This is a genomic window from Corallococcus carmarthensis (assembly GCF_003611695.1).
In the GTDB taxonomy this organism is placed as follows: Bacteria; Myxococcota; Myxococcia; order Myxococcales; family Myxococcaceae; genus Corallococcus; species Corallococcus carmarthensis.
On the sequence record NZ_RAWE01000036.1, the window covers coordinates 42459 to 61651 of the forward strand.

13 protein-coding genes and 1 riboswitch are annotated in these 19193 nt (G+C 70.3%); of the genes, 4 read left to right on the plus strand and 9 right to left on the minus strand.

All coding sequences use genetic code 11. The features are described from left to right. Positions 1-2346, minus strand: coding sequence for a phosphoenolpyruvate synthase (gene ppsA, locus D7X32_RS12960; RefSeq protein ID WP_120602846.1), 2346 nt, complete (start codon positions 2344-2346; stop codon positions 1-3). 250 nt (positions 2347-2596) lie between these two features. Here ppsA and D7X32_RS12965 point away from each other — a divergent pair, with 250 nt between their 5' ends. The 3 genes from D7X32_RS12965 to D7X32_RS12975 all read left to right on the plus strand — a co-directional run bounded on the left by D7X32_RS12965 (position 2597) and on the right by D7X32_RS12975 (position 7449). Next, on the plus strand, positions 2597-4498 hold the full coding sequence (locus tag D7X32_RS12965) for a bifunctional acetyl-CoA hydrolase/transferase family protein/GNAT family N-acetyltransferase (protein ID WP_120602847.1): 1902 nt from the start codon (positions 2597-2599) through the stop codon (positions 4496-4498). 144 nt (positions 4499-4642) lie between these two features. Further along, entirely contained in the window at positions 4643-5998 is a 1356-nt protein-coding gene (locus D7X32_RS12970; RefSeq protein ID WP_120602848.1) for a universal stress protein, read from the plus strand. Positions 5999-6006: 8 nt separating this feature from the next. Further along, a complete protein-coding gene (locus D7X32_RS12975; RefSeq protein ID WP_120602857.1) occupies positions 6007-7449 on the plus strand; it encodes a glycosyltransferase in 1443 nt (480 codons plus the stop codon). Positions 7450-7526: 77 nt separating this feature from the next. On the opposite strand, the gene D7X32_RS12980 is transcribed toward D7X32_RS12975, so the two are convergent. The 5 genes from D7X32_RS12980 to D7X32_RS13000 form a co-directional block, all read right to left on the minus strand. Further along, entirely contained in the window at positions 7527-10307 is a 2781-nt protein-coding gene (locus tag D7X32_RS12980; protein ID WP_120602849.1) for a cation-translocating P-type ATPase, read from the minus strand. Between the two features lie 73 nt (positions 10308-10380). Further along, entirely contained in the window at positions 10381-10983 is a 603-nt protein-coding gene (locus tag D7X32_RS12985; protein WP_171449206.1) for an imm11 family protein, read from the minus strand. 10 nt (positions 10984-10993) lie between these two features. Next, positions 10994-12256: an AHH domain-containing protein gene (locus D7X32_RS12990; protein WP_439328998.1), complete on the minus strand. Its 1263-nt coding sequence runs from the start codon at positions 12254-12256 to the stop codon at positions 10994-10996. Then, positions 12151-12576 (minus strand): cation-transporting P-type ATPase, encoded by a 426-nt coding sequence (locus tag D7X32_RS47825; RefSeq protein WP_120602851.1) that lies wholly within the window; start codon positions 12574-12576, stop codon positions 12151-12153. Before D7X32_RS47825 ends, D7X32_RS12990 begins: the two co-directional genes overlap by 106 nt. 23 nt (positions 12577-12599) lie before the next feature. Next, positions 12600-13898, minus strand: a complete 1299-nt coding sequence (locus tag D7X32_RS13000; RefSeq protein WP_120602852.1) for an alpha/beta hydrolase family protein — start codon at positions 13896-13898, stop codon at positions 12600-12602. 177 nt (positions 13899-14075) lie between these two features. After that, positions 14076-14148: riboswitch (S-adenosyl-L-homocysteine riboswitch) on the plus strand. A 91-nt stretch (positions 14149-14239) separates the two neighbouring features. Between D7X32_RS13000 and ahcY the strand changes: the two genes are divergently transcribed. Then, positions 14240-15670, plus strand: coding sequence for an adenosylhomocysteinase (gene ahcY / locus D7X32_RS13005; RefSeq protein WP_120602853.1), 1431 nt, complete (start codon positions 14240-14242; stop codon positions 15668-15670). 64 nt (positions 15671-15734) lie between these two features. On the opposite strand, the gene sthA is transcribed toward ahcY, so the two are convergent. The 3 genes from sthA to D7X32_RS45440 all read right to left on the minus strand — a co-directional run. After that, on the minus strand, positions 15735-17132 hold the full coding sequence (sthA, locus tag D7X32_RS13010) for a Si-specific NAD(P)(+) transhydrogenase (RefSeq protein WP_120602854.1): 1398 nt from the start codon (positions 17130-17132) through the stop codon (positions 15735-15737). A gap of 91 nt (positions 17133-17223) precedes the next feature. Beyond that, the gene (locus tag D7X32_RS13015; protein WP_120602855.1) at positions 17224-18441 is read right to left on the minus strand and encodes a PPC domain-containing protein; all 1218 of its coding nucleotides are present in this window, start codon (positions 18439-18441) and stop codon (positions 17224-17226) included. A gap of 104 nt (positions 18442-18545) precedes the next feature. Beyond that, a partial coding sequence (locus D7X32_RS45440) for a hypothetical protein (RefSeq protein WP_158625669.1) occupies positions 18546-19193 on the minus strand: 648 nt, incomplete at its 5' end.

Here is a 19193-nt window from a genome sequence, read left to right on the forward strand (position 1 = left end):
CTACCCCCGCAGGGCGGCCCCCAGCAGCATCCGCCGCTCCGCCGCCGCGACGGCCCTCCGGGTGGCGCTGGCGGCCGCGGGGTCCACGGACACGGAGGTGATGCCCGCGCGGACCAGGTGCTCCGCGAAGGCGGGGCGGTTGGAGGGCGCCTGGCCGCACAGGGAGGACGTGATGCCCGCCGTGTGGCAGGCCCGGATGATGTGGACGATGGCGTCCAGCACCGCCGCGTCCTCCTCGTCGAAGAGCTCCGCGCACAGCTCCGAGTCCCGGTCCACGCCGAGCATCAGCTGCGTCAAGTCATTGGAGCCGATGGAGACGCCGGTGATGCCCATCCGCGCGTACTCGGGGATGCGGTAGACGACCGAGGGCACCTCGGCCATCACCCAGCGCTCCATCCCGCGCTGGTGTCCCAACGGGCTTGCGTCCACGGCCTCCAGGCACGCCTCCAGCTCCCACTTCGTCCGGACGAAGGGAATCATCAGGTGGAGGTTGGGCGTCTCCTCGCGCACGCGGGCGAGCGCCTCCAGCTCCAGCCGGAACACCTCGGGCTCGCGCAGGTAGCGGTAGCAGCCCCGGAAGCCAATCATGGGGTTGGCCTCGGTGGCCTCGAAGTCGCTTCCGCCCTCCAGCCCCCGGAACTCGTTCGTGCGGAAGTCCGTGGTCCGGTACACCACCGGGCGGCCCCGGAAGGCGCGGGTGATGGACAGCAGCGCGCCGGACATGCGCTCGACGAACTCGCGGCTCCTGCCGTCGGCGATGAGCTTTCGCGGGTGCACGCCGCCCAGGGCCTCGGTGAGCATGAACTCCGCCCTCAGCAATCCCACGCCGTCCACCGGGAGCGCCGCCGCCTCCTCGGCCTGACCCGGCAGGGCCAGGTTCACGTAGAGCCGCGTGCCCAACGCCTCTGGCGCGGCGGCTTCGCGCTGGAGCGGGGCCCCTTCCCCTGCGCGCGACCCCAGCGCGGCGCCGGACACGGCCCCTGGGGCGCGGCCCTCGAGCACGGTGCCGGTGGCGCCATCCACCGTAATCTCCTCTCCGTCGCGCAGGACCTTCGTGGCGGTGCGCGTGCCCACCACGCAGGGCTTGCGCAGCTCGCGGCTGACGATGGCCGCGTGGCACGTCATGCCGCCGCTGTCGGTGATGACCGCCGCCGCGCGCCGCAGCGTGGGCACCCAGTCCGGGGACGTCATGGGCGCCACGAGGATTTCCCCGGCCTCCAGCCGCGAGCCCTCCCGGGCGTCGCGCAACACGCGCACGCGGCCGGACACGGTGCCGGGGGACGCGCCCAGCCCGGACACGAGCGTCCGTCCCCGGGAGGCCGCGGGGCCGGGCTCGCTGGGGGCCGCGCCCCCGGTCGTCACCGGGCGCGACTGGACCAGGTAGAACCGCCCGTCCTGCTCCGCCCACTCGATGTCCTGGGGCGCGCCGTAGAGCCGCTCCACGCGCAGCCCCAGCCGCGCCAGCTCCAGCACCTCCGCGTCCGTGAGGACCCGGGCCCGGGCGCGCTCCGGAGGGAGGACCTCGCGCTTCTCGCGGCCCTCGCCGTCGCGCACCAGCTGGAAGGCCTTCACGCCCACGCGCGTCTCCAGCAGGCGAGGCCCCATCCGGTCCACGACGTAGGTGTCGGGCTCCACCTGGCCGCCCACGACGACCTCTCCCAGGCCGAAGGCGCCTTCGATGACGAGGTGTTGGGCGTTGCCGCTGGCGGGGTCCACGGTGAACATGACGCCCGAGCGCGCGGAGTCCACCATGGACTGCACCACCACGGCGATCTCCGGCTCCTCCGTGAGCCCCTGCGCCTTGCGGTAGGCCACCACGCGCTCGCCATAGGCGGACGCCCAGCACGCGCGCAGCCGGTCGAGCAGCGCGTCGTCGCCCACCACGTTGGTGAACGACTCGTGCATCCCCGCGAAGGACGTGGTGGCGGTGTCCTCGGCGGTGGCGGACGAGCGCACGGCCACCGCGGGGCACTCCTCCAACTGGTGGTACGCGGCGAGCACGGCGATGCGCAGCCAGTCCGGCAGCGGGGCCCGGAGCACCACGCCGCGCAGGTCCTGCGTGAGGCTGGCGAGCGACCGGGGGTCGTCCGGATCCACGCGGCTCCACAGCGCTTGCAGCCGGTCGCGCACGGGCTCCATCGCGGAATGGAAGGCGGCGGCGGTGATGACGAAGCCGTGGGGCACGGGCAGTCCGGCGCGGGTCAGCTCGCCCAGGTTGGCGCCCTTGCCGCCGGCCTGGGCCACGTCCTGCCGGGACAGCGCGTCGAACCAGAGGATGGAGGAGAGCGGGGTCCGCTGGGGCTCCGGCTCCGTGGGAAGCGGCTCCGTGTCGAGGGACGGGTCCATGGTCGAGGCTCCTGGCGCGGAAGGGAAGGGGGGCCTTGTCCCGCGGGGCGCCAGCGGGCCTGTGCATCCGCGCTCCCCTGAAGCTGGGCCCGGCGCGTCCGGGGCGCAGGCCGCCACTGGCGGGAGGCGGGCCCGCGCGTGCACGCATGTCGCCGGGACACCCGAGGCATCCTGACGACGGTCCCGGCGCCCGGCGCTTCTACTGCTCGCGGCGCGCGCACGGTGCGCCCCGTGCTTATCCAGGAGGGGTATGCACGCGCGACAGGACTGGTGCCAGCGCTACGCGGACCGGGTGAGGACCGCCGAGGAGGCCTTGCGCGGCGTCCTTCCAGGAAGGCGCATCCTCATCGGTTCGGGGGCGGCGGAGCCGGTGACGCTGGTGCGGGCCCTGGTGGAGCGCGGGCCCTCCCTGGCGGACAACGAGGTGGTGCACCTGCTGACGCTGGGGCCCGCGCCGTACGCGGAGCCCGGGCAGGCCGGGCGCTTCCGCCACGTCGCCTTCTTCATCGGGCCCAACGTGCGGCAGGCCGTGCAGGAGGGCCGGGCGGACTTCATCCCGGTGTTCCTGTCGGAAATCCCGGAGCTCATCCGGAGCCGGCGGATCCGCATCGACGTGGCGCTCATCCAGGTGAGCCCGCCGGATGCCCACGGCTACGTCAGCCTGGGCGTGTCCGTGGACATCGTGCGCGCCGCGGTGGACGCGGCCTCGCTCATCATCGCGGAGGTCAACCCGAACATGCCGCGCACGCACGGGGACTCGTTCCTGGACGTGCGCAGCATCCATCACCTGGTGCCGGTGGACGCGCCCCTGCTGGAGCTCCACCCCGAGCCCCTGGACGAGACCTCCCGGCGGATTGGCGCGCACATCGCCCGGCTCATTCCGGACGGCGCCACGGTGCAGTCCGGCATCGGGCGGATCCCGGACGCGGTGCTGGCGGAGCTGGGAAGCCACCACGACCTGGGCCTCCACACGGAGATGCTCTCCGACGGCGTCATGAAGCTGGTGGAGGCGGGCGTCATCACGGGCCGGAGGAAGACCCTGATGGCGGGCAAGCTGGTCACGTCGTTCATCATGGGCAGCCAGCGGCTCTACGCGTGGGCGCATGAGCACCCCGCCATCGAGATGCGCCCGAGCGACGAGACCAATGCCCCCGCGGTGGTGGCGCGCAACGCGCGGATGGTCGCCATCAACGCGGCGCTGGCGGTGGACCTCACCGGCCAGGTGGCCGCGGACACGCTGGATGGCTGCTTCTACTCCGGCATCGGCGGGCAGGTGGACTTCATCCGGGGGGCCAGCCAGAGCCCCGGCGGGCGGGCCATCATCGCGCTGCCCTCCACCGCGAAGGGCGGCACGGTGAGCCGCATCCAGATGGCGCTGGCGCCCGACACCGGCGTCGTGACGAGCCGGGGGGACGTCCACCACGTGGTGACGGAGTTCGGCGTCGCGGACCTCTGGGGCAAGAGCATCCGCGAGCGCGCGCTCGCGCTCGTGGCCATCGCCCACCCGGACTTCCGCGGGGAGCTGCTGGCCGCGGCCAAGGGACGCCGCTGGGTGCTGCCGGATCAGGTGGTGCCCCGCGCGCGCTATCCCTGGGCGGAGGAGCGGCTGGAGCACACGCTGTCCCGCGACGCGCTGGTCGTCCGCCCGGCGCGCATCACCGACGAGCGCGCCCTGCAGGACCTGCTGTACGGCCTGTCGAACGAGAGCTGCTACCGGCGCTTCATGGGCTTCAGGAAGGCGTTTCCGCACGAGGAGATCCAACGGCTGGTGGACCTGGACTCCGAGCAGGCCATGGCCCTGGTCGCGTGCCCGCCGGGCACGGACGAGGTGGTGGGCGAGGTGCACTACCTCGTGGACCCCACCACGCGCCTGGGGGACGTGGCCTTCGTGGTCCGCGACGACTGGCAGGGCCGGGGCGTGGGCACGGTGCTGATGCGGCGCATCCGCGAGGCCGCCATGGCCCGGGGCGTTCCCGGCTTCCAGGCGGACGTGCTGGTGACGAACGCCGCCATGCTGGACGTCTTCCACGAAAGCGGCCTGCCCGTGCGCACCCGCCGCGAGGACGGCGTGTATCACCTGGAGCTCCTCTTCCCCTCGGTGTCCGGAGTCCCCGGAGACGGGCCCGCCCAGGCGGTTCCCACGCCCGGCTGAGGGCTCGCGCGAGGTCCTGTGCTCGGGGAGCTCCCGCCTGCCCCTCCCCCAGGGCCCTTGCACCCGCGAGGGCCCGCCCAAACCTTCCGCACAGGGGCCCCTCCTCGCGAAGCTCGGCGTGCAAGGCCCCGCAGGGGGGATGCCATGTCCATCATCGTCGGAACCGATTTCTCCGAGCACGCCCGGGAAGCCGTCCGCGTCGCGGCCGCCCTCGCGAGGAAGATGGGCATGCCGCTGGTGCTGGTGCACGCCGCGGAGCCCGGCATGCTCCGGCGGGACTGGCCGGCCGAGCAGCACGGAGGGGCCATCACGGACCTCGAAGCGCGGCTCGAACACGAAGCCGCCACGTTGCGCCGCGAGGGCTTGATCGTGGAGCCGCGGGTGCTGCTGGGCATGCCGGATGAGGCGCTCGTCGCGCACGCCGAGCAGCTCCACGCGCGGATGATCATCACGTCGGCCCTGGGCTGGCGGTCTGAGAAGCGCTGGCGGCTGGGCAGCGTTCCGGCGCGCGTCGCGCAGGCCGCGCACTGCCCCTACCTGATGGTCCGCCTGGCCGGGCCCTTTCTGGAATGGTGCGAAGGCCGGCGCCCCCTGCGGGTCACCTTGGGGGATGACTTCTCCCACAGCGCGGAGGTCGCGTTGCGCTGGCTGCCGGAGCTGCGCCGGGCGGGGCCCGTCGAGTTGACGGTCGCCCACGTCTACAACCCCGCCACGGAGTACGGGCGGCTCGGGCTGTACCGCGCGAACCAGGGGCCGTCGGGCGTCGAGGCCCTCCTGGAGCGGGACCTGCGCGAGCGCCTCGCGCGCATCGGGGAGCCCTGGGCGGAGCTCCGGCTGTCCATGGGCGATGGGAGCGTGGTGGAGTCGCTCGTCGCGCTCGCGGAGGAGGCGAAGGCGGACCTGCTGCTCCTGGGCACCCACCAGCGCCGGGGGTTCAAGCGCATGCGGCACGGTTCGGTCTCGCTCCCCTCGCTCCAGCTCGCGCCGGTGGCGGCGGTCGCGTGCGTGCCGGTCGAAGGCCCCCTGGAGGCCGCGGTGCCCTCGGACATCCCGTCCATCCAGCGCGTCCTCGTCTCGACGGACTTCTCGCCGCTGGCGAACCTGGCCATCCCCCACGCCCTGTCGCTCCTGCCCCGGGGCGGGGAGCTCATCCTGGCGCACGTCATCGAATCCCCCCTCCCGGTCGTCTACGCGGACTTCTGGCCCGCGGTGACCCTGGGCGACGCGGGGGACGAGGCCGGGCTGCGCCGCCAGCTCGAGTCCCTGGTTCCCCGCGACGCGGCCCAGCGGGGCATCACCGTCCGGGTGGAGGTGCTGTCAGGGGTCCAGGCCGCGCAGGCGCTCTGCCAGGCGGCGGAGCGGCACGCGGCGGACATCATCTGCATGGGCTCCCATGGACGGACGGGCGTGTTCCGCGCGGTGCTCGGCTCCGTGGCCCAGGAGGTGGTGGCCCGGAGCCGCCGTCCGGTGCTGGTGGTCAAGCACCCCGCGCTGCCGTGATGGCCTCCATGCTGAAGCCCTTCGAGGTCCACGTGCAGGCCGGCTCGCTGTCGTGCTTCCAACCGGAGCTCACGGCGGCGGATTGGGAGTCGCTCCAGGCCCACGCGGAGCAGGCCCGGGACCGCATGGGGGGCCGCACGTTCTGGAACGTGAACTCCACGGCCCGGGGGGGCGGGGTGGCGGAGATGCTGCCCCGGCTGCTCGCCTATGCGCGCGGGGCGGGCGTGGACACGCGCTGGATGGTGGTGGAGGGCACGCCCGACTTCTTCCGCATCACCAAGCGGCTGCACCACGCGCTGCATGGCTCGCGGGGGGACGGCTCGCCGCTGGGGTCCGCGGAGCGCGCCTGCTACGACGAGGTGCTTCGCGACAACGCGGAGGAGCTGCTCGTCCTGGTGCGCCCGGGCGACGTGGTCCTGCTGCACGATCCGCAGACCGCGGGGCTGGCCCCGGCGCTCGCCGCGGTGGGGGCCCGGGTGGCCTGGCGTTGCCACATCGGGCGTGACTCGCCCAACGCGGAGGTGGAGCGGGCGTGGGCCTTCCTCGCGCCGGGGCTGGCCGCCGCGCGGCTCGCGGTCTTCTCCCGGGCCGCCTACGTGCCGCCGCTGCTCGCGGACCGCTCGGTCGTCATCCCGCCATCCATCGACATCTTCGCGGTGAAGAACCAGCCCATGGCGCCGGAGGTCGCCCGGGCCATCCTGGGCCACACCGGGCTCGTGGGGCCGGTGCCGGAGCTGCCCGCGCCCGTCTTCACCCGGATGGACGGGGTGCCGGCCCGGGTGTCGCGCGGGGCGGACATCGTGCGGCTGGGCTCCGCGCCCGCGCCGGACGTGCCGCTGGTGGTGCAGGTGTCGCGGTGGGATTCGCTGAAGGATCCGGTGGGCGTGCTGCGGGGCTTCGCGCTGCTGCTGAGGGAGTCGCCCGGCCTGCGCGCGGAGCTGGTCCTCGCCGGCCCCTCGGTGACGTCCGTCGCGGATGATCCGGAAGGGGCGGCCACGTTCGAGTCCGTCATCGCGGAGTGGCGCGAGCAGCCGCGCCTCTTGCGCCAGCGCGTCCACCTGGCGTGTCTGCCCATGGTGGACCCGGAGGAGAACGCCGCCATCGTCAACGCGCTCCAGCGGCAGGCGGCGGTGGTGGTGCAGAAGAGCCTGCAGGAGGGCTTCGGCCTCACCGTCACGGAGGCCATGTGGAAGGCGCGGCCCGTGGTGGCGAGCGCGGTGGGCGGCCTCCAGGACCAGGTGCGGCACGAGGTGGATGGCCTGCTCGTGCGGGACCCCTCGGACCTGCCGGAGTTCGCCGCCGCGGTGCGCAGGCTCCTGGACGACCCGCTGCTGTCGGCCCGCCTGGGCGCCCAGGCCCACGAGCACGTGCGCACGCGCTTCACCGCCGCCCGCCACCTCTCCGACTTCGCGTCCCTGCTGCGGGAGCTGGACGTGCGCGCACGCCCCTGAAGCGTGACAGGAAGCGCGGGTCCCAGCTCCGGGGCCAAGCGGTCCCCGGCGAGCCCCACGGCGGGGAGGTCCGGCCTTCAGGTGGCGCCCACGCTCCGGCCCGCCTCCTGCCGCCGCGAGCGCAGCCACTTCTCCAGGCCCACGACGGGCAGCACGCAGGCGCCCACCAGCACCGAACGCGCGATGTCCCCCAACGACAGCGGCGCGGAGCCGAAGAGGCGCTGGAAGAAGGGCACGTACATGAAGGCCGCCTGCAGGAGCACCAGCGCCGCGATGCCCACGAACACGGTGCGGTTGCTGGTGAAGCCCACCTCGCGCGTGGAGCCGGTCAGCGTGCGGCACAGCCACAGGTAGAAGATTTGAAAGCTGACCACGGTGTTGACGGCCATGGTGCGCGCCTCGGCCAGGGCCCACCCGCTGGGGTCCGCGCGGGTGCCGCCCTGGCGCTCGAACTCCCAGAGGAACAGGCCAATGGCGCCCGCCGCCATCAGCACCGCGACGAGCCCCGTGCGCATCACCACGAAGCGGCTCAGGACGGGCGTGTCCGGCGCGCGGGGCTTACGGCGCATGACGTGGCGCTCCTTCGCCTCGAAGGCCAGGGGCAGCGCCAGCGTGACGGTGGCCACCAGGTTGATCCACAACAGCTGCGTGGGGCGCATGGCCAGCAGCGGTTCGCGCACGCCGCCGGACTCCTGCAGGGGGAAGAAGGTCACGCCCAGCATGAGGATGAGGGCGAGCCCCAGGTTGGTGGGCAGCACGAAGGCGAGCGACTTGACGAGGTTGTCGTAGACGCGGCGGCCCTCTTCGACGGCGGCGACGATGGTGGCGAAGTTGTCGTCCGTCAGCACCAGGTCCGCGGCCTCGCGGGACACCGCCGTGCCGGTGATGCCCATGGCCACGCCGATGTCCGCCTGCTTGAGCGAGGGCGCGTCGTTGACGCCGTCGCCCGTCATGGCCACCACGTGTCCCTGCGTCTGGAGCGCGCGCACCAGCCGCAGCTTGTGTTCGGGGGCCAGGCGCGCGAACACGTTCGTGTCCTTCACCGCCTGGGCCAGCTCCGCGTCGCCCAGGCTGGCCAGCCGCGCGCCGGTGATGCCGGGGTGTGCCGGGGAGTGGATGCCCAGCTGAAGGCCAATGGCCTCCGCCGTGCCCAGGTGGTCGCCGGTCATCATCTTCACGCGGATGCCGGCGGCGTGGCAGGCCTTCACGGAGGCCATGGCCTCCTCGCGGGGCGGGTCGATCATCCCCTGCAAGCCCAGCAGCCTGAAGCCGTCCTCCACGTCCTGTGGCCGCAGCGACTCGGCCAGGGGCATGCCCTTGCGCGCGAAGGCGAGCACGCGCAGCCCCTGCCGCGCCATGCGCTCCACCTGCGCCAGCACGGCGTCCCGGTCCGTCTCCGGTCCGCAGCGGCGGAGGACGACTTCCGGGGCGCCCTTCAGGAGCAGCTCGCGCCCCTCCGTGCCGCCCGCGTGGAGCGTGGCCATGTACTGGTGCTCGGATTCGAAGGGGATGGCGTCCAGGCGCGGCTGGCGCTCGCGCACCTCCATCACGCCCAGGTCCGCCTTCTTCGCGGCGAACAGCAGGGCACCCTCCGTGGGGTCTCCGGTCATCCCCCAGCGGCCCTCGCGGGGCTGGAGGTCTGCCTCGTTGCAGAGCACGCCCGCGACGAGCAGCGCGCGCACGTCGTCGGGCGGTACTTCCAGGGGGCGCCCCTCCCGCAGCAGCTCGCCCAGGGGAGAGTGGCCCACGCCGGTGAGCGCGTAGTGCCCGCGCCCGGTCCACAGCGCCTGCACGGTCATCTCGTTGCGGGTGAGGGTTCCGGTCTTGTCGGTGCAGATGACGGTGGTGCTGCCCAGCGTCTCCACGGCGGGCAGCTTGCGGATGACGGCGCGGCGGGCCGCCATGCGTTGCACGCCAATGGCCAGGGCGATGGTGACGATGGCGGGCAGGCCCTCCGGGATGGCGGCCACCGCCAGGGTGATGGCCACCAGCACGGCGTCGCTGAAGGCATAGCCCCGGAACACGCCCACCCCCAGCAGCACGGCGGACAGCACGACGATGCCGGCGGAGATGACGCGGCCCAGCCGGGCCAGCTCCCGCGTGAGGGGCGTGCTCAGGTCCGTGGTCTGCTCCATCAGATGGGAGATGCGGCCCAGCTCCGTGGCGCTGCCCGTGGCCACCACCACCGCGGTGGTGGTGCCGGAGGTCACCAGCGTGCCGCCGAAGGCGAGGCTCGCCCGGTCTCCCAGCTCCGCGTCCTCCGCGACGGCCGCGACGTGCTTGCTGGAGGGGACGGATTCGCCAGTGAGCGCGGCCTCCTCCACCTGGAAGTTGCGGGAGCGCAGGAGGCGCAGGTCCGCGGGCACGCGGTCGCCTGACGCAAGCTGCACGACGTCGCCGGGAACCAGCTCCGCGGCGGGCCTCGCCACGGGGTGCCCGTCGCGAAGCACGTGCGCGGTCTCCGCTACCATCTGGTTGAGGGCCTCGATGGCCCGGCCCGCGCGGTACTCCTGCACGAAGCCGATGAAGGTGTTGAGGACCACGACGGCGGCGACCACCAGCCCATCCGTCACCTTGCCCAGCAGGATGGCCAGTCCCGCGGAAGCGATGAGGACCCAGATGAGCGGGCTGTCGATCTGCCGCCACAGGAGCTTCCACGCGCTGTCCGGCCGCGAGCGCTCCAGCACGTTGGGGCCGTGGCGCGCGAGCCGTTCCCGGGCCGCCTCCTCCGTCAGCCCCTGCGCGTCGCTGGAGAGCCGCTCCAGCACGGCCTCCGGGGGCAGCGCATGCCAGGGCACGGAAGGCACGTCGTGGGCGCGAAGCCCTGCCTGCTTCCTCGGCTGTGACGGCTCCTGCATGGCGTGCCTCCCCTGGGGAAGCTGGCCACGGACAGGGCTGCCCGTCAGCGGGAGGCGAGCAGCTGTGCGGTGGTCACGTGCGCTGGTCAGCCTGTCCTGTACTGGGGCCCGTCACGCGCTCGAACGACACACCCAGGTTTCCGGCTTCTTCGAGCGCGTTCTTGATGTCTTCCGAGACGATGAACGCCATCTTGAACTTCTTCAGCCGAAAGACATGCGCGCCCTCGGTCTTCGCGGGGTCGATTCGCAGTCCGTAGATCCAGCGGTACTCGCCTTCATATTCAGGGGAGGGGTTGTCCTCGTCATAGTGCTGCACCTCCCGGCACCGTGCCTCGTCGATGCAATCAACCACCTTGGTCGCATTGACGACGAAGTACCGTTCAGGCTCTCCCTCTACCGATACAGGAAGAAGCTGGACGTCACCGGGAGCCAGTGTCCTGAAGACATTCGCGACAAGCTCACTGGCAATGGGGGCTTGCTCAATCCCAGAAAGCACGAACGCGCGCTTCTTGCCCTGGTGCGCAACGTCGGCCTTGATGGGTCCAAGATTTGGAAGAATGCGACCGTCTCCGAACATCCAGGGCTCATCGAAGGTGCCTCCCATTGCCGGTCCTGGCGTTCTAATCACCCATTGCGGCACGTCCGCGATGCCGACCCAATAAAAGTGTCGCCCCATGCCACCCCTCCTACTTCACGATAAGACCGCGCAAATCAGAGCCCTGCGTCAGTAGTTCGTTGGCAATCTTGGCCAGTTCCGTCATCAAACTGGACCGGCATGACTCCGTGGACCTGCATCGAGACACCGCTCGCTCTAATCGAAGCACCACCTTCTCGTGATATTGGCCAGGATGTGGTCCTTCGTGTCCGTCGAGCCGAACCTTGTTTGCAGCGTCTTCGAGGGTCATCCCTGCCTTCCTGAAGACGTCCTCGCACCGTGGCGTCCAAGGACGGCCGGTCGCGGCGGAAATTGAATTCTTGTTCGTGCAGATGTGATGAACGGGCCCCTCTGCGTCGCCCGGAATACCGTTCGAGTACAGCGCGACGGCAGCGGTCGCTCCCGGAGCCAATGCCACATTCAGCACTCCAGCAGCAGGCATCGCGATTGAAGTCACGCCGCCATTCAGTGCCGCCCCGAGCTGGAATCCCGCCTCGGCTTGTCCTCGGAACGCAGCCTGGGAGAAGCCCGGGAGCCTGGGCCCCTGGGCCGCCATCGCACTCTTTCCACCCAAGGCCGTAGTGACGAGCAACACCAGGACACGCGTCCCGTTTGTTCCGAGCACCTTGCCGAAGCGATGGCCGATGTCCTGCAACTCGATGACGCTCGTTGCTGTTTCCGCTTCGTCCCACAGTCGCACGAAACCCCGGCCAATATCCCAGACCGGCACGATGCCCAGGTAGGCCACCATCGCCGCCGTCAACGCGACTGCGATCACCTTGGTGACGGGCTCGGGCAGTGTCATCGTGAGGAGCACGGTCAGGGCGGCCGAGGTCACCATGGCCTTGAGCGCGACCGGATTCAGCACCTTGCCGACCTCGACCTCGACGCTCTCCCACACCGTGTCGAGAGCGAACGAGAGCGCCATCACCGTCCGGTCCTTGCGCGAGAACGTCAGTCCCGTCCCGCCCACCAGGGTCAAGCAGTCGTCCCCATCAGGGCAGATGCGCGCGTACAGCGATTCAGGTGAGCTGCCCGAGCCAGGGGCCGCGAGTCCCTTTGCTGACGCGAGCAGGGCCCTGGACCGCACCCACCCTTGCTGGTCGGCCGCATCCGTCTCGCGGAAGGCAACGTCCATTCGAATGTCCAAGATGAGCTGCGTGAGGGTCGCCTTGAACTCGTCCTCATTCACCTGGACCGGATCCACATCCAGGGACTCGTGAACCACCTGCCTACCGTCTCCAACATCAACGTGGACAACGCGAGTGGTCGCACAACCTCCCACAAAAAACAATAACGCGACAGCTCCCACCAATCGCACAAGCACCCCCCGAAGCCGAACCACCTGGGCATCAGGAGGTATGCCATCTGTACTTGTGTTTTTCTAGACTTGAGTGAATTGGTTTTTTTGATGGATTGGCTGACTTGGTGGGCGCCACTGGGATGGCTGTCGATCTGCCGCCACCAGAGCCTCCACCCGCTGTCCGGCCGCGAGCGCTCCAGCACGTTGGGACCGTGGCGCGCGAGCCGCTCCCGGGCCGCCTCCTCCGTCAGCCCATGGGGGGCGCTGGAGAGCCGTCCCAGCGCGGGGACGGCTGTCTTTGTTACGCGCATGCCTTTGTTTATTCGTCGCGCCCTCAGGGCGTCTGGTCGGGAGGCTCGGTGAGGAGGCGCTGGCAGGAGCTCATCACGGTGCCCCCAGGCGCGCCGGTGAACTGCTGCTCCAGCCAGTCCAGGCTGCCGGGGATGTCGTCGCCCAGCACGCCGAAGTGATCCGCCACCGGGCACCCGAAGTAGTCCACCCGGGCCCCCTTGCCCTCGAGCTCCCCCTTCACCCGCCACGTCTGGACTGGACTGACGCGCGTGTCCTGGGCGCCCTGGACGAGCCGCACGGGAACCTCGAGGGTCAGCGTGCTGGGGTCCATCGCGGCCAGCTGGACGTTCAACCCCGCCGTCGCGGGCACGAGCTTCAGCACATGGCCCAGGGGAACCAGCCCGCCCCAGGAATCCTCCTGGCTCAGCTCGATGCGGCAGCGCGTGTCGATGTCCCGGTTGTACAGCGCCAGGGTGTCCGCCTGGAGGATGTTCCCCAGCACCACGTCCGTGGGATTGCCCGCGACGGCGCCGGTCAGGAACAGGGGCATGAACGCGGAGTCGGGCGTCTTGTTCGGAATCGCCGTGGCCGCGTAGAACAACGGCAGCATGGCGGAGGCCGGCGCGTAGGCAATCACCCCCTTCAGCTCCAGTCCCTCCTCCACCTTCAGCCGGTGGGGGGCCTGCGCGGCGGCGAACAGCGCGCCCTGTCCCCCCTGCGAGTGCCCGGTGATGGCGAACTTCTTCGACAGCTTCGCGCCGTGCAGCGCATGCGCGGCGCGCACGATGTCCAGCACGCCGTAAGCCTGGGACTTGCCCAGCATGTACGGGTGCCGCCCCGGCGTCCCCAGGCCCTCGTAGTCCGTCATGACGACGGCCCAGCCCTTCTTCAGGAACTGGTTGAGCAGCCGGTGCGGGGCCTGGTTGAACCAGTGCGCGGAGGCGCCCAGCACGTCCCGCGAAGGCGCGCACTGGTCCGCGATGCCCAGCGTCCCGTGCGCCCAGGTGACGACGGGCCAGCCGCCGTCGATGGGGGGCGTCTTGGGCAGCGCGATGATGCCCGACACCGCGATGGGGGGCTCTCCGGGCCCGCCGCTGTTCGACACGTAGAGCACGCGCTCGTTGATGCCCTCCTCAAGCGCGGCGGGCCCTTCCAGCGGCTCATGCTCGATGACGTAGCCGGGCGTCTGTGAAGGCAGGGGAGAGGGCGGCCGGTAGAACTCCTGCACGTCCCAGTCGATGTCCTTCGGCTGGGACGACGGCGTGGGAGTCTGGTGGGCGCAGGCGGAGGGAAGCAGGGCGAGTGCGGCCAACGCCCACAGCGGACGGTGCAAGGTGGACATCGTGGCTCCTGAGTTGAGGAACGCGAAGCGTCAGGGCTGCCCGCCTGCATTCCCAGGACCTCGTGGGACACGTTCCCCTGTCTGTCCGGCAGGGCACCTCCCGGTGCGACCCCGGTGCCTCCCGGGCAGGCCAATCTCCCTTTGAAATTCGGGGCGCCTTCCCGTAGTTTCCCCCGCGACTTCGAGGAGCGTTGCGAGGCCCTCCCGGCCCCAGGCTCGAAGCCGAATGACCCAACGGCGCTCACCTGTACGCGTTTCTTGCGAGGGTGAGCCGGCCTTGCTGTCCAGGCCCGGCCTCTTCCTTGCCAGCACGGCGCGCCACCTGGATCCGGAGCCACACCATGACCGCGGTTACCAAGCAGCAGAATCACGACTACGCCATCGCCGACCTCAAGCTCGCCAGCTGGGGCCGCAAGGAGATCCGCATCGCCGAGAGCGAGATGCCCGCGCTCATGGCGATCCGCGACGAGTACGCGAAGCAGCAGCCGCTCAAGGGCGCGCGCGTCACGGGCTCCCTGCACATGACCATCCAGACGGCCGTGCTGGTGGAGACGCTCCAGGCGCTGGGCGCGCAGGTGCGCTGGGCCTCGTGCAACATCTTCTCCACCCAGGACCACGCCGCCGCCGCGCTGGTGGAGGCCGGCACCCCGGTGTTCGCCCACAAGGGCGAGTCCCTCAAGGAGTACTGGGACTTCACCCACCGCATCTTCGACTTCGGCCCCGCCGGCAGCGACCACGAGGGTCCGAACATGATCCTCGACGACGGCGGTGACGCCACGCTGCTCATGCACCTGGGCAAGCGCGCGGAGAAGGACCTGTCCGTCATCGCCAACCCCCAGAGCGAGGAGGAGCGCGAGCTGTACGCCTCCATCAAGGCCAAGCTCGCCGAGGACGCGACCTGGTACTCCCGCAAGAGCGCCAAGATCATGGGCGTCACGGAAGAGACGACCACGGGCGTGCACCGCCTCCAGGAGATGTCCCAGAAGGGCACGCTCCTGTTCCGCGCCATCAACGTCAACGACAGCGTCACGAAGAGCAAGTTCGACAACCTCTACGGCTGCCGTGAGTCCCTGGTGGACGGCATCAAGCGCGCCACGGACGTGATGGTGGCCGGGAAGATCGCCGTCGTCGCGGGCTACGGCGACGTGGGCAAGGGCTCCGCGCAGGCCCTGCGCGCGCTGTCCGCCCAGGTGTGGGTGACCGAAATCGACCCCATCTGCGCGCTCCAGGCCGCGATGGAGGGCTACCGCGTCGTGACCATGGACTACGCCGCGGACAAGGCGGACATCTTCGTCACCGCCACGGGCAACAAGTCCGTCATCACCCATGACCACATGGCCAAGATGAAGGACCAGGCCATCGTCTGCAACATCGGCCACTTCGACAACGAAATCGAGGTCGCCTCCCTGGAGAAGTACCAGTGGGAGGAGATCAAGCCCCAGGTCGACCACGTCATCTTCCCGGACAACAAGCGCATCATCCTGCTGGCCAAGGGCCGTCTGGTGAACCTGGGCTGCGGCACCGGTCACCCCAGCTACGTGATGTCCAGCTCCTTCGCGAACCAGACCATCGCGCAGATCGAGCTGTACTCGCACAGCGACAAGTACCAGGTGGGCAAGGTGTACGTGCTGCCCAAGCACCTGGATGAGAAGGTGGCCCGGCTCCAGCTGAAGAAGCTCAACGCCCAGCTCACCGAGCTCACCCCCGAGCAGGCGAACTACATCGGCGTGCAGAAGAGCGGCCCGTACAAGCAGGACACCTACCGCTACTAGTCCCTGCCTGATGTGTCACACCCGGGGCACCGTGGGCTTCACGCCCGCGGTGCCCTTCGTGTTTTCAGAACAGCCGGTTGAGGCCGTTGAGCGCCGCCACGCGGTACGCCTCCGCCATGGTGGGGTAGTTGAAGGTGGTGTTGATGAAGTAGTCGATGCCGTTGCCCGGCCAGTCCTGCGCCATGATGGCCTGGCCGATGTGGATGATTTCGGAGGCGTTGTCCCCGAAGCAGTGGATGCCCAGGATTTCGCGCGTCTCCCGGTGGAACAGCAGCTTCAGCATGCCCACGGTGCGGCCGGTAATCTGCGCGCGCGCCAGGCTCTTGAAGAAGGCGTGGCCCACTTCGTAGGGGATGCCCGCCTGGGTGAGCTCGCGCTCGGTGCGGCCCAGGCTGCTGATTTCGGGGCTGGTGTAGATGCCGGTGGGGATGTCCTTCACCAGCTTGAGCTCCAGCCGCCCCTCCACGATGTGCGTGGCGGCGAAGCGGCCCTGGTCATAGGAGGCGCTCGCCAGGGAAGGCGCGCCCACCACGTCGCCCACCGCGTAGATGTGGGGCACGGACGTCTGGTAGCCGTCGTTGACCTGGATGCACCCGCGTGAGTCCACCGCGATGCCCAGCGCCTCCAGCCCCAGGTCCTGGCTGTTGCCGGAGCGGCCGTTGGCCCAGAGGAAGACGTCCGCCTTCAGCCGCTTGCCGCTCTTCAGCTGGAGCACCACGCTGTCGTCGTGCGGCTCCACCGACACCATCTCCTCCTGGTGGCGGATGAGCACGCCCTGTTCACGCAGGTGGTAGGAGAGGGCGTCTGAGATTTCGTCGTCCAGGAAGGACAACAGCCGGTCGCGCGTGTTCACCAGGTCCACCTTCACGCCGAGCATCCGGAACATGGAGGCGTACTCGCAGCCGATGACGCCCGCGCCGTAGATGATCATCGACAGCGGGGACTCGCTCAGCTTGAGGATGGTGTCCGAGTCGAAGATGCGCGGGTGGCGGAAGTCCACGCCCGCGGGCCGGTAGGGCCGGGAGCCCGTGGCCACCACGAAGGCGTCCGCGGTGAGCAGCTCCACGGAGCCGCGCGGCTCCGTCACCTCCACGGTGTGCGCGTCCCGGAACTTCGCACGGCCCACCACCAGCTCCACCCGGTTGCGCTCGTAGAAGGTGGTGCGCAGCTGCACCTGCTTGGACACGACGTTGGTCGCCACGCGCATCATGTCCTTGAGCGTGGTGTGGCGGGCCAGCTCCGCCCGCATCTCCGGGTGGTCCTGCTGCACGTCCATCAGCCGCTGGATGGTGTGGCGCAGGGCCTTGGAGGGGATGGTGGCGGTGTGCGTGCAGGCGCCGCCCACCAGGGCCCCCTGCTCCACGGTGCACACCTTGCGGCCGGACTTCACCGCCTTCATCGAAGCCCCTTCACCGCCGGGACCGGAGCCGAGGACCACCACGTCGAACCGCCGAGCGCTCATGGGTCCGGAGTGTTCCCCCAACCCCGGCCCCAGGGGAAGAAATCACCCCGGGGCCGGGCACTGCTTCACACATCAGGTTCATGGGACGACTTCAGTAGGACGCCTTCAGCGTCACACCGGCGTAGTCCGTATAGCCCTTGATCATCACGTGGTAGACGCCCGCCGTGGGGGTGTTGATGAGGCACGACTCCGTGTTGCCCGCGGTCAGGGGGCGGCAGTCATAGACGTAGTCCTCGGGCTTCGAGCCCTGACGGACGTACAGGTCCGCGTCCCCCGTGCCGAACATCGTCTGCACGAGCAGCGAGCTCTTCCCGGCCGGAACGGTGAGGGTCCAGTACCGGTACGACCCCTGCGCGCCCGAGAGGTTGGTCACCGGCACGTTGTTCGTCAGCGTTCCGGTGCCCGGGTTCCCGGTGCCGCCGGTGACGTAGGCGCCGAGCAGGGAGGCGTTGTTGAACGTCAGGGACGCGCCCGCGTTGTAGAGGCGCACGTGCCACGTGCCCGCCGCGGGGGTGGTGACGGTGCACGACTGGTTGTTGTTGACCACGCCGCCCATCGCGCCGATGCAGTCATAGGACGTCAGGGTGGGCGCGCTGCCCCGCTTCGCGTAGAGGTGCACCGTGCTGCCGGAGCCGCCGGAGGTGCTGAACTTGACGCTCGTGGCCCCCGCCGGGATTTCGAGCGTGTAGTCGCAGGAGAAGGTCCCGGGAGGCGCGCTCACGCCGTAGGTGCTTGAGTTGTTGGTGAGCGGGCTGGTGGTGGTGCAGCCCGGCTGGCCGGTGGTCAGGGTGTAGGTGGCCGTGAGGGTCGCGCCGGAGAAGTCGCGGTAGCCATACATCCGGGCGTAGTAGATCCCGGACGACGTCACGGGGAGCGAGCAGCTCTCCGAATTGGAGGCGCCCGCCGACTTGCAGTCGTTCGTCGCTTCCGTGGGCGTGGAGCCCCGGAGCACGTACAGGTCGCCGTCGCCGGTGCCCCCGCTGGTGACGAAGTCCACGCGGGTGGCCCCGGTGGGCACGGAGAACTTGTAGATGCAGGACCAGGTGGCTTCGGCCGTGCCCACGCCGGACGCGGGCACGCCGTTGCTCAGCGTGGTGGTGCTGGTGCAGTCGGCCGCCAGGGCCTGGAGCCGCACCTCCGGCGGCGGGCCCTTCTCCACCGCCGGGGCCTGTTCAACGGTCTCTCCCGCGGGCGCTTCGATGCCTCCCTCTTCCGGACCTCCGGTGGGCGGCTCCAGCTCCGCACCGCACCCCGCCAGGGAACACGTCAGCCACGCCGCGGCGAAAGCCTTCCATGCAAGACGCTTCAAGGGTTGCTCCTCGGTCTGTGAGAAAGTGTTGCACCCGAGGCGGCGAAAACCAGTGGTGGCCGGCCGTCGGATGAGGAGAACCCTAGCAAGCGTGTCTGACATTCTTAGGGCGCCAGGAAGAGGCTGGCACCGCTCGCGAGCTGCTTCCGGACGGCACCCTCGTCGAGCTTGATGACGACGTTGGGATCCTCGTCCGCCTGTTCCTCCGGGGAGAGGGAATCCCATTCCTCCAGGTCGAGCACCTCCGGGACGACGAGCGTGCGCAGGTCCGGCGGATTCTGCGACTTGATGACCTTGCGGCCGTTCATCACGTAGTGCGTGAGATGTTTCGCGTGCAATTGGGACGCGTCGCCAAAGAGGGTGAGCCACGCGCCGGAGCCGGAGTCGACGAGCTGTGCCTCCACCACGCCGGCCGCGTACGTGATGCTGTCCGCGGCGCGCGCGACGAGCGTCTCCTTCACGCGCAGCGTCCCGGTGCACACGAAGGAGAAGCCGACGCCCACGAAGAGGTTCTGGCACGTGACGTCGCCGAACACGACGAGGACGCCCTGGTCGTGCCCGGCGGCCTCGACGAGCATGTTTCCGTCGAGCTCCAGGGGCCCCTTCACGAGCGTGTAGGGATTGGGCGGCCGCCACGGCGCGGGGCCTGCCTGTTTCACCGTGTCGAGCTCGGCCCAGGGCTCCTCCACGTCGAGCGTGAGCAGGTCGTCGACGAACTCGCGGAGCGGCGCGGGGGCCGCCTGGAGCTGGGG

Coding starts and splice junctions, on each gene's coding strand:
- D7X32_RS12970 (WP_120602848.1), top strand. CDS start 4,643: ATGTCCATCATCGTCGGAACCGATTTCTCCGAGCACGCCCGGGAAGCC.
- ppsA (WP_120602846.1), bottom strand. CDS start 2,346: ATGGACCCGTCCCTCGACACGGAGCCGCTTCCCACGGAGCCGGAGCCC.
- D7X32_RS47825 (WP_120602851.1), bottom strand. CDS start 12,576: ATGCGCGTAACAAAGACAGCCGTCCCCGCGCTGGGACGGCTCTCCAGC.
- D7X32_RS12985 (WP_171449206.1), bottom strand. CDS start 10,983: ATGGGGCGACACTTTTATTGGGTCGGCATCGCGGACGTGCCGCAATGG.
- D7X32_RS13000 (WP_120602852.1), bottom strand. CDS start 13,898: ATGTCCACCTTGCACCGTCCGCTGTGGGCGTTGGCCGCACTCGCCCTG.
- ahcY (WP_120602853.1), top strand. CDS start 14,240: ATGACCGCGGTTACCAAGCAGCAGAATCACGACTACGCCATCGCCGAC.
- D7X32_RS12975 (WP_120602857.1), top strand. CDS start 6,007: ATGCTGAAGCCCTTCGAGGTCCACGTGCAGGCCGGCTCGCTGTCGTGC.
- D7X32_RS12965 (WP_120602847.1), top strand. CDS start 2,597: ATGCACGCGCGACAGGACTGGTGCCAGCGCTACGCGGACCGGGTGAGG.
- D7X32_RS12980 (WP_120602849.1), bottom strand. CDS start 10,307: ATGCAGGAGCCGTCACAGCCGAGGAAGCAGGCAGGGCTTCGCGCCCAC.
- sthA (WP_120602854.1), bottom strand. CDS start 17,132: ATGAGCGCTCGGCGGTTCGACGTGGTGGTCCTCGGCTCCGGTCCCGGC.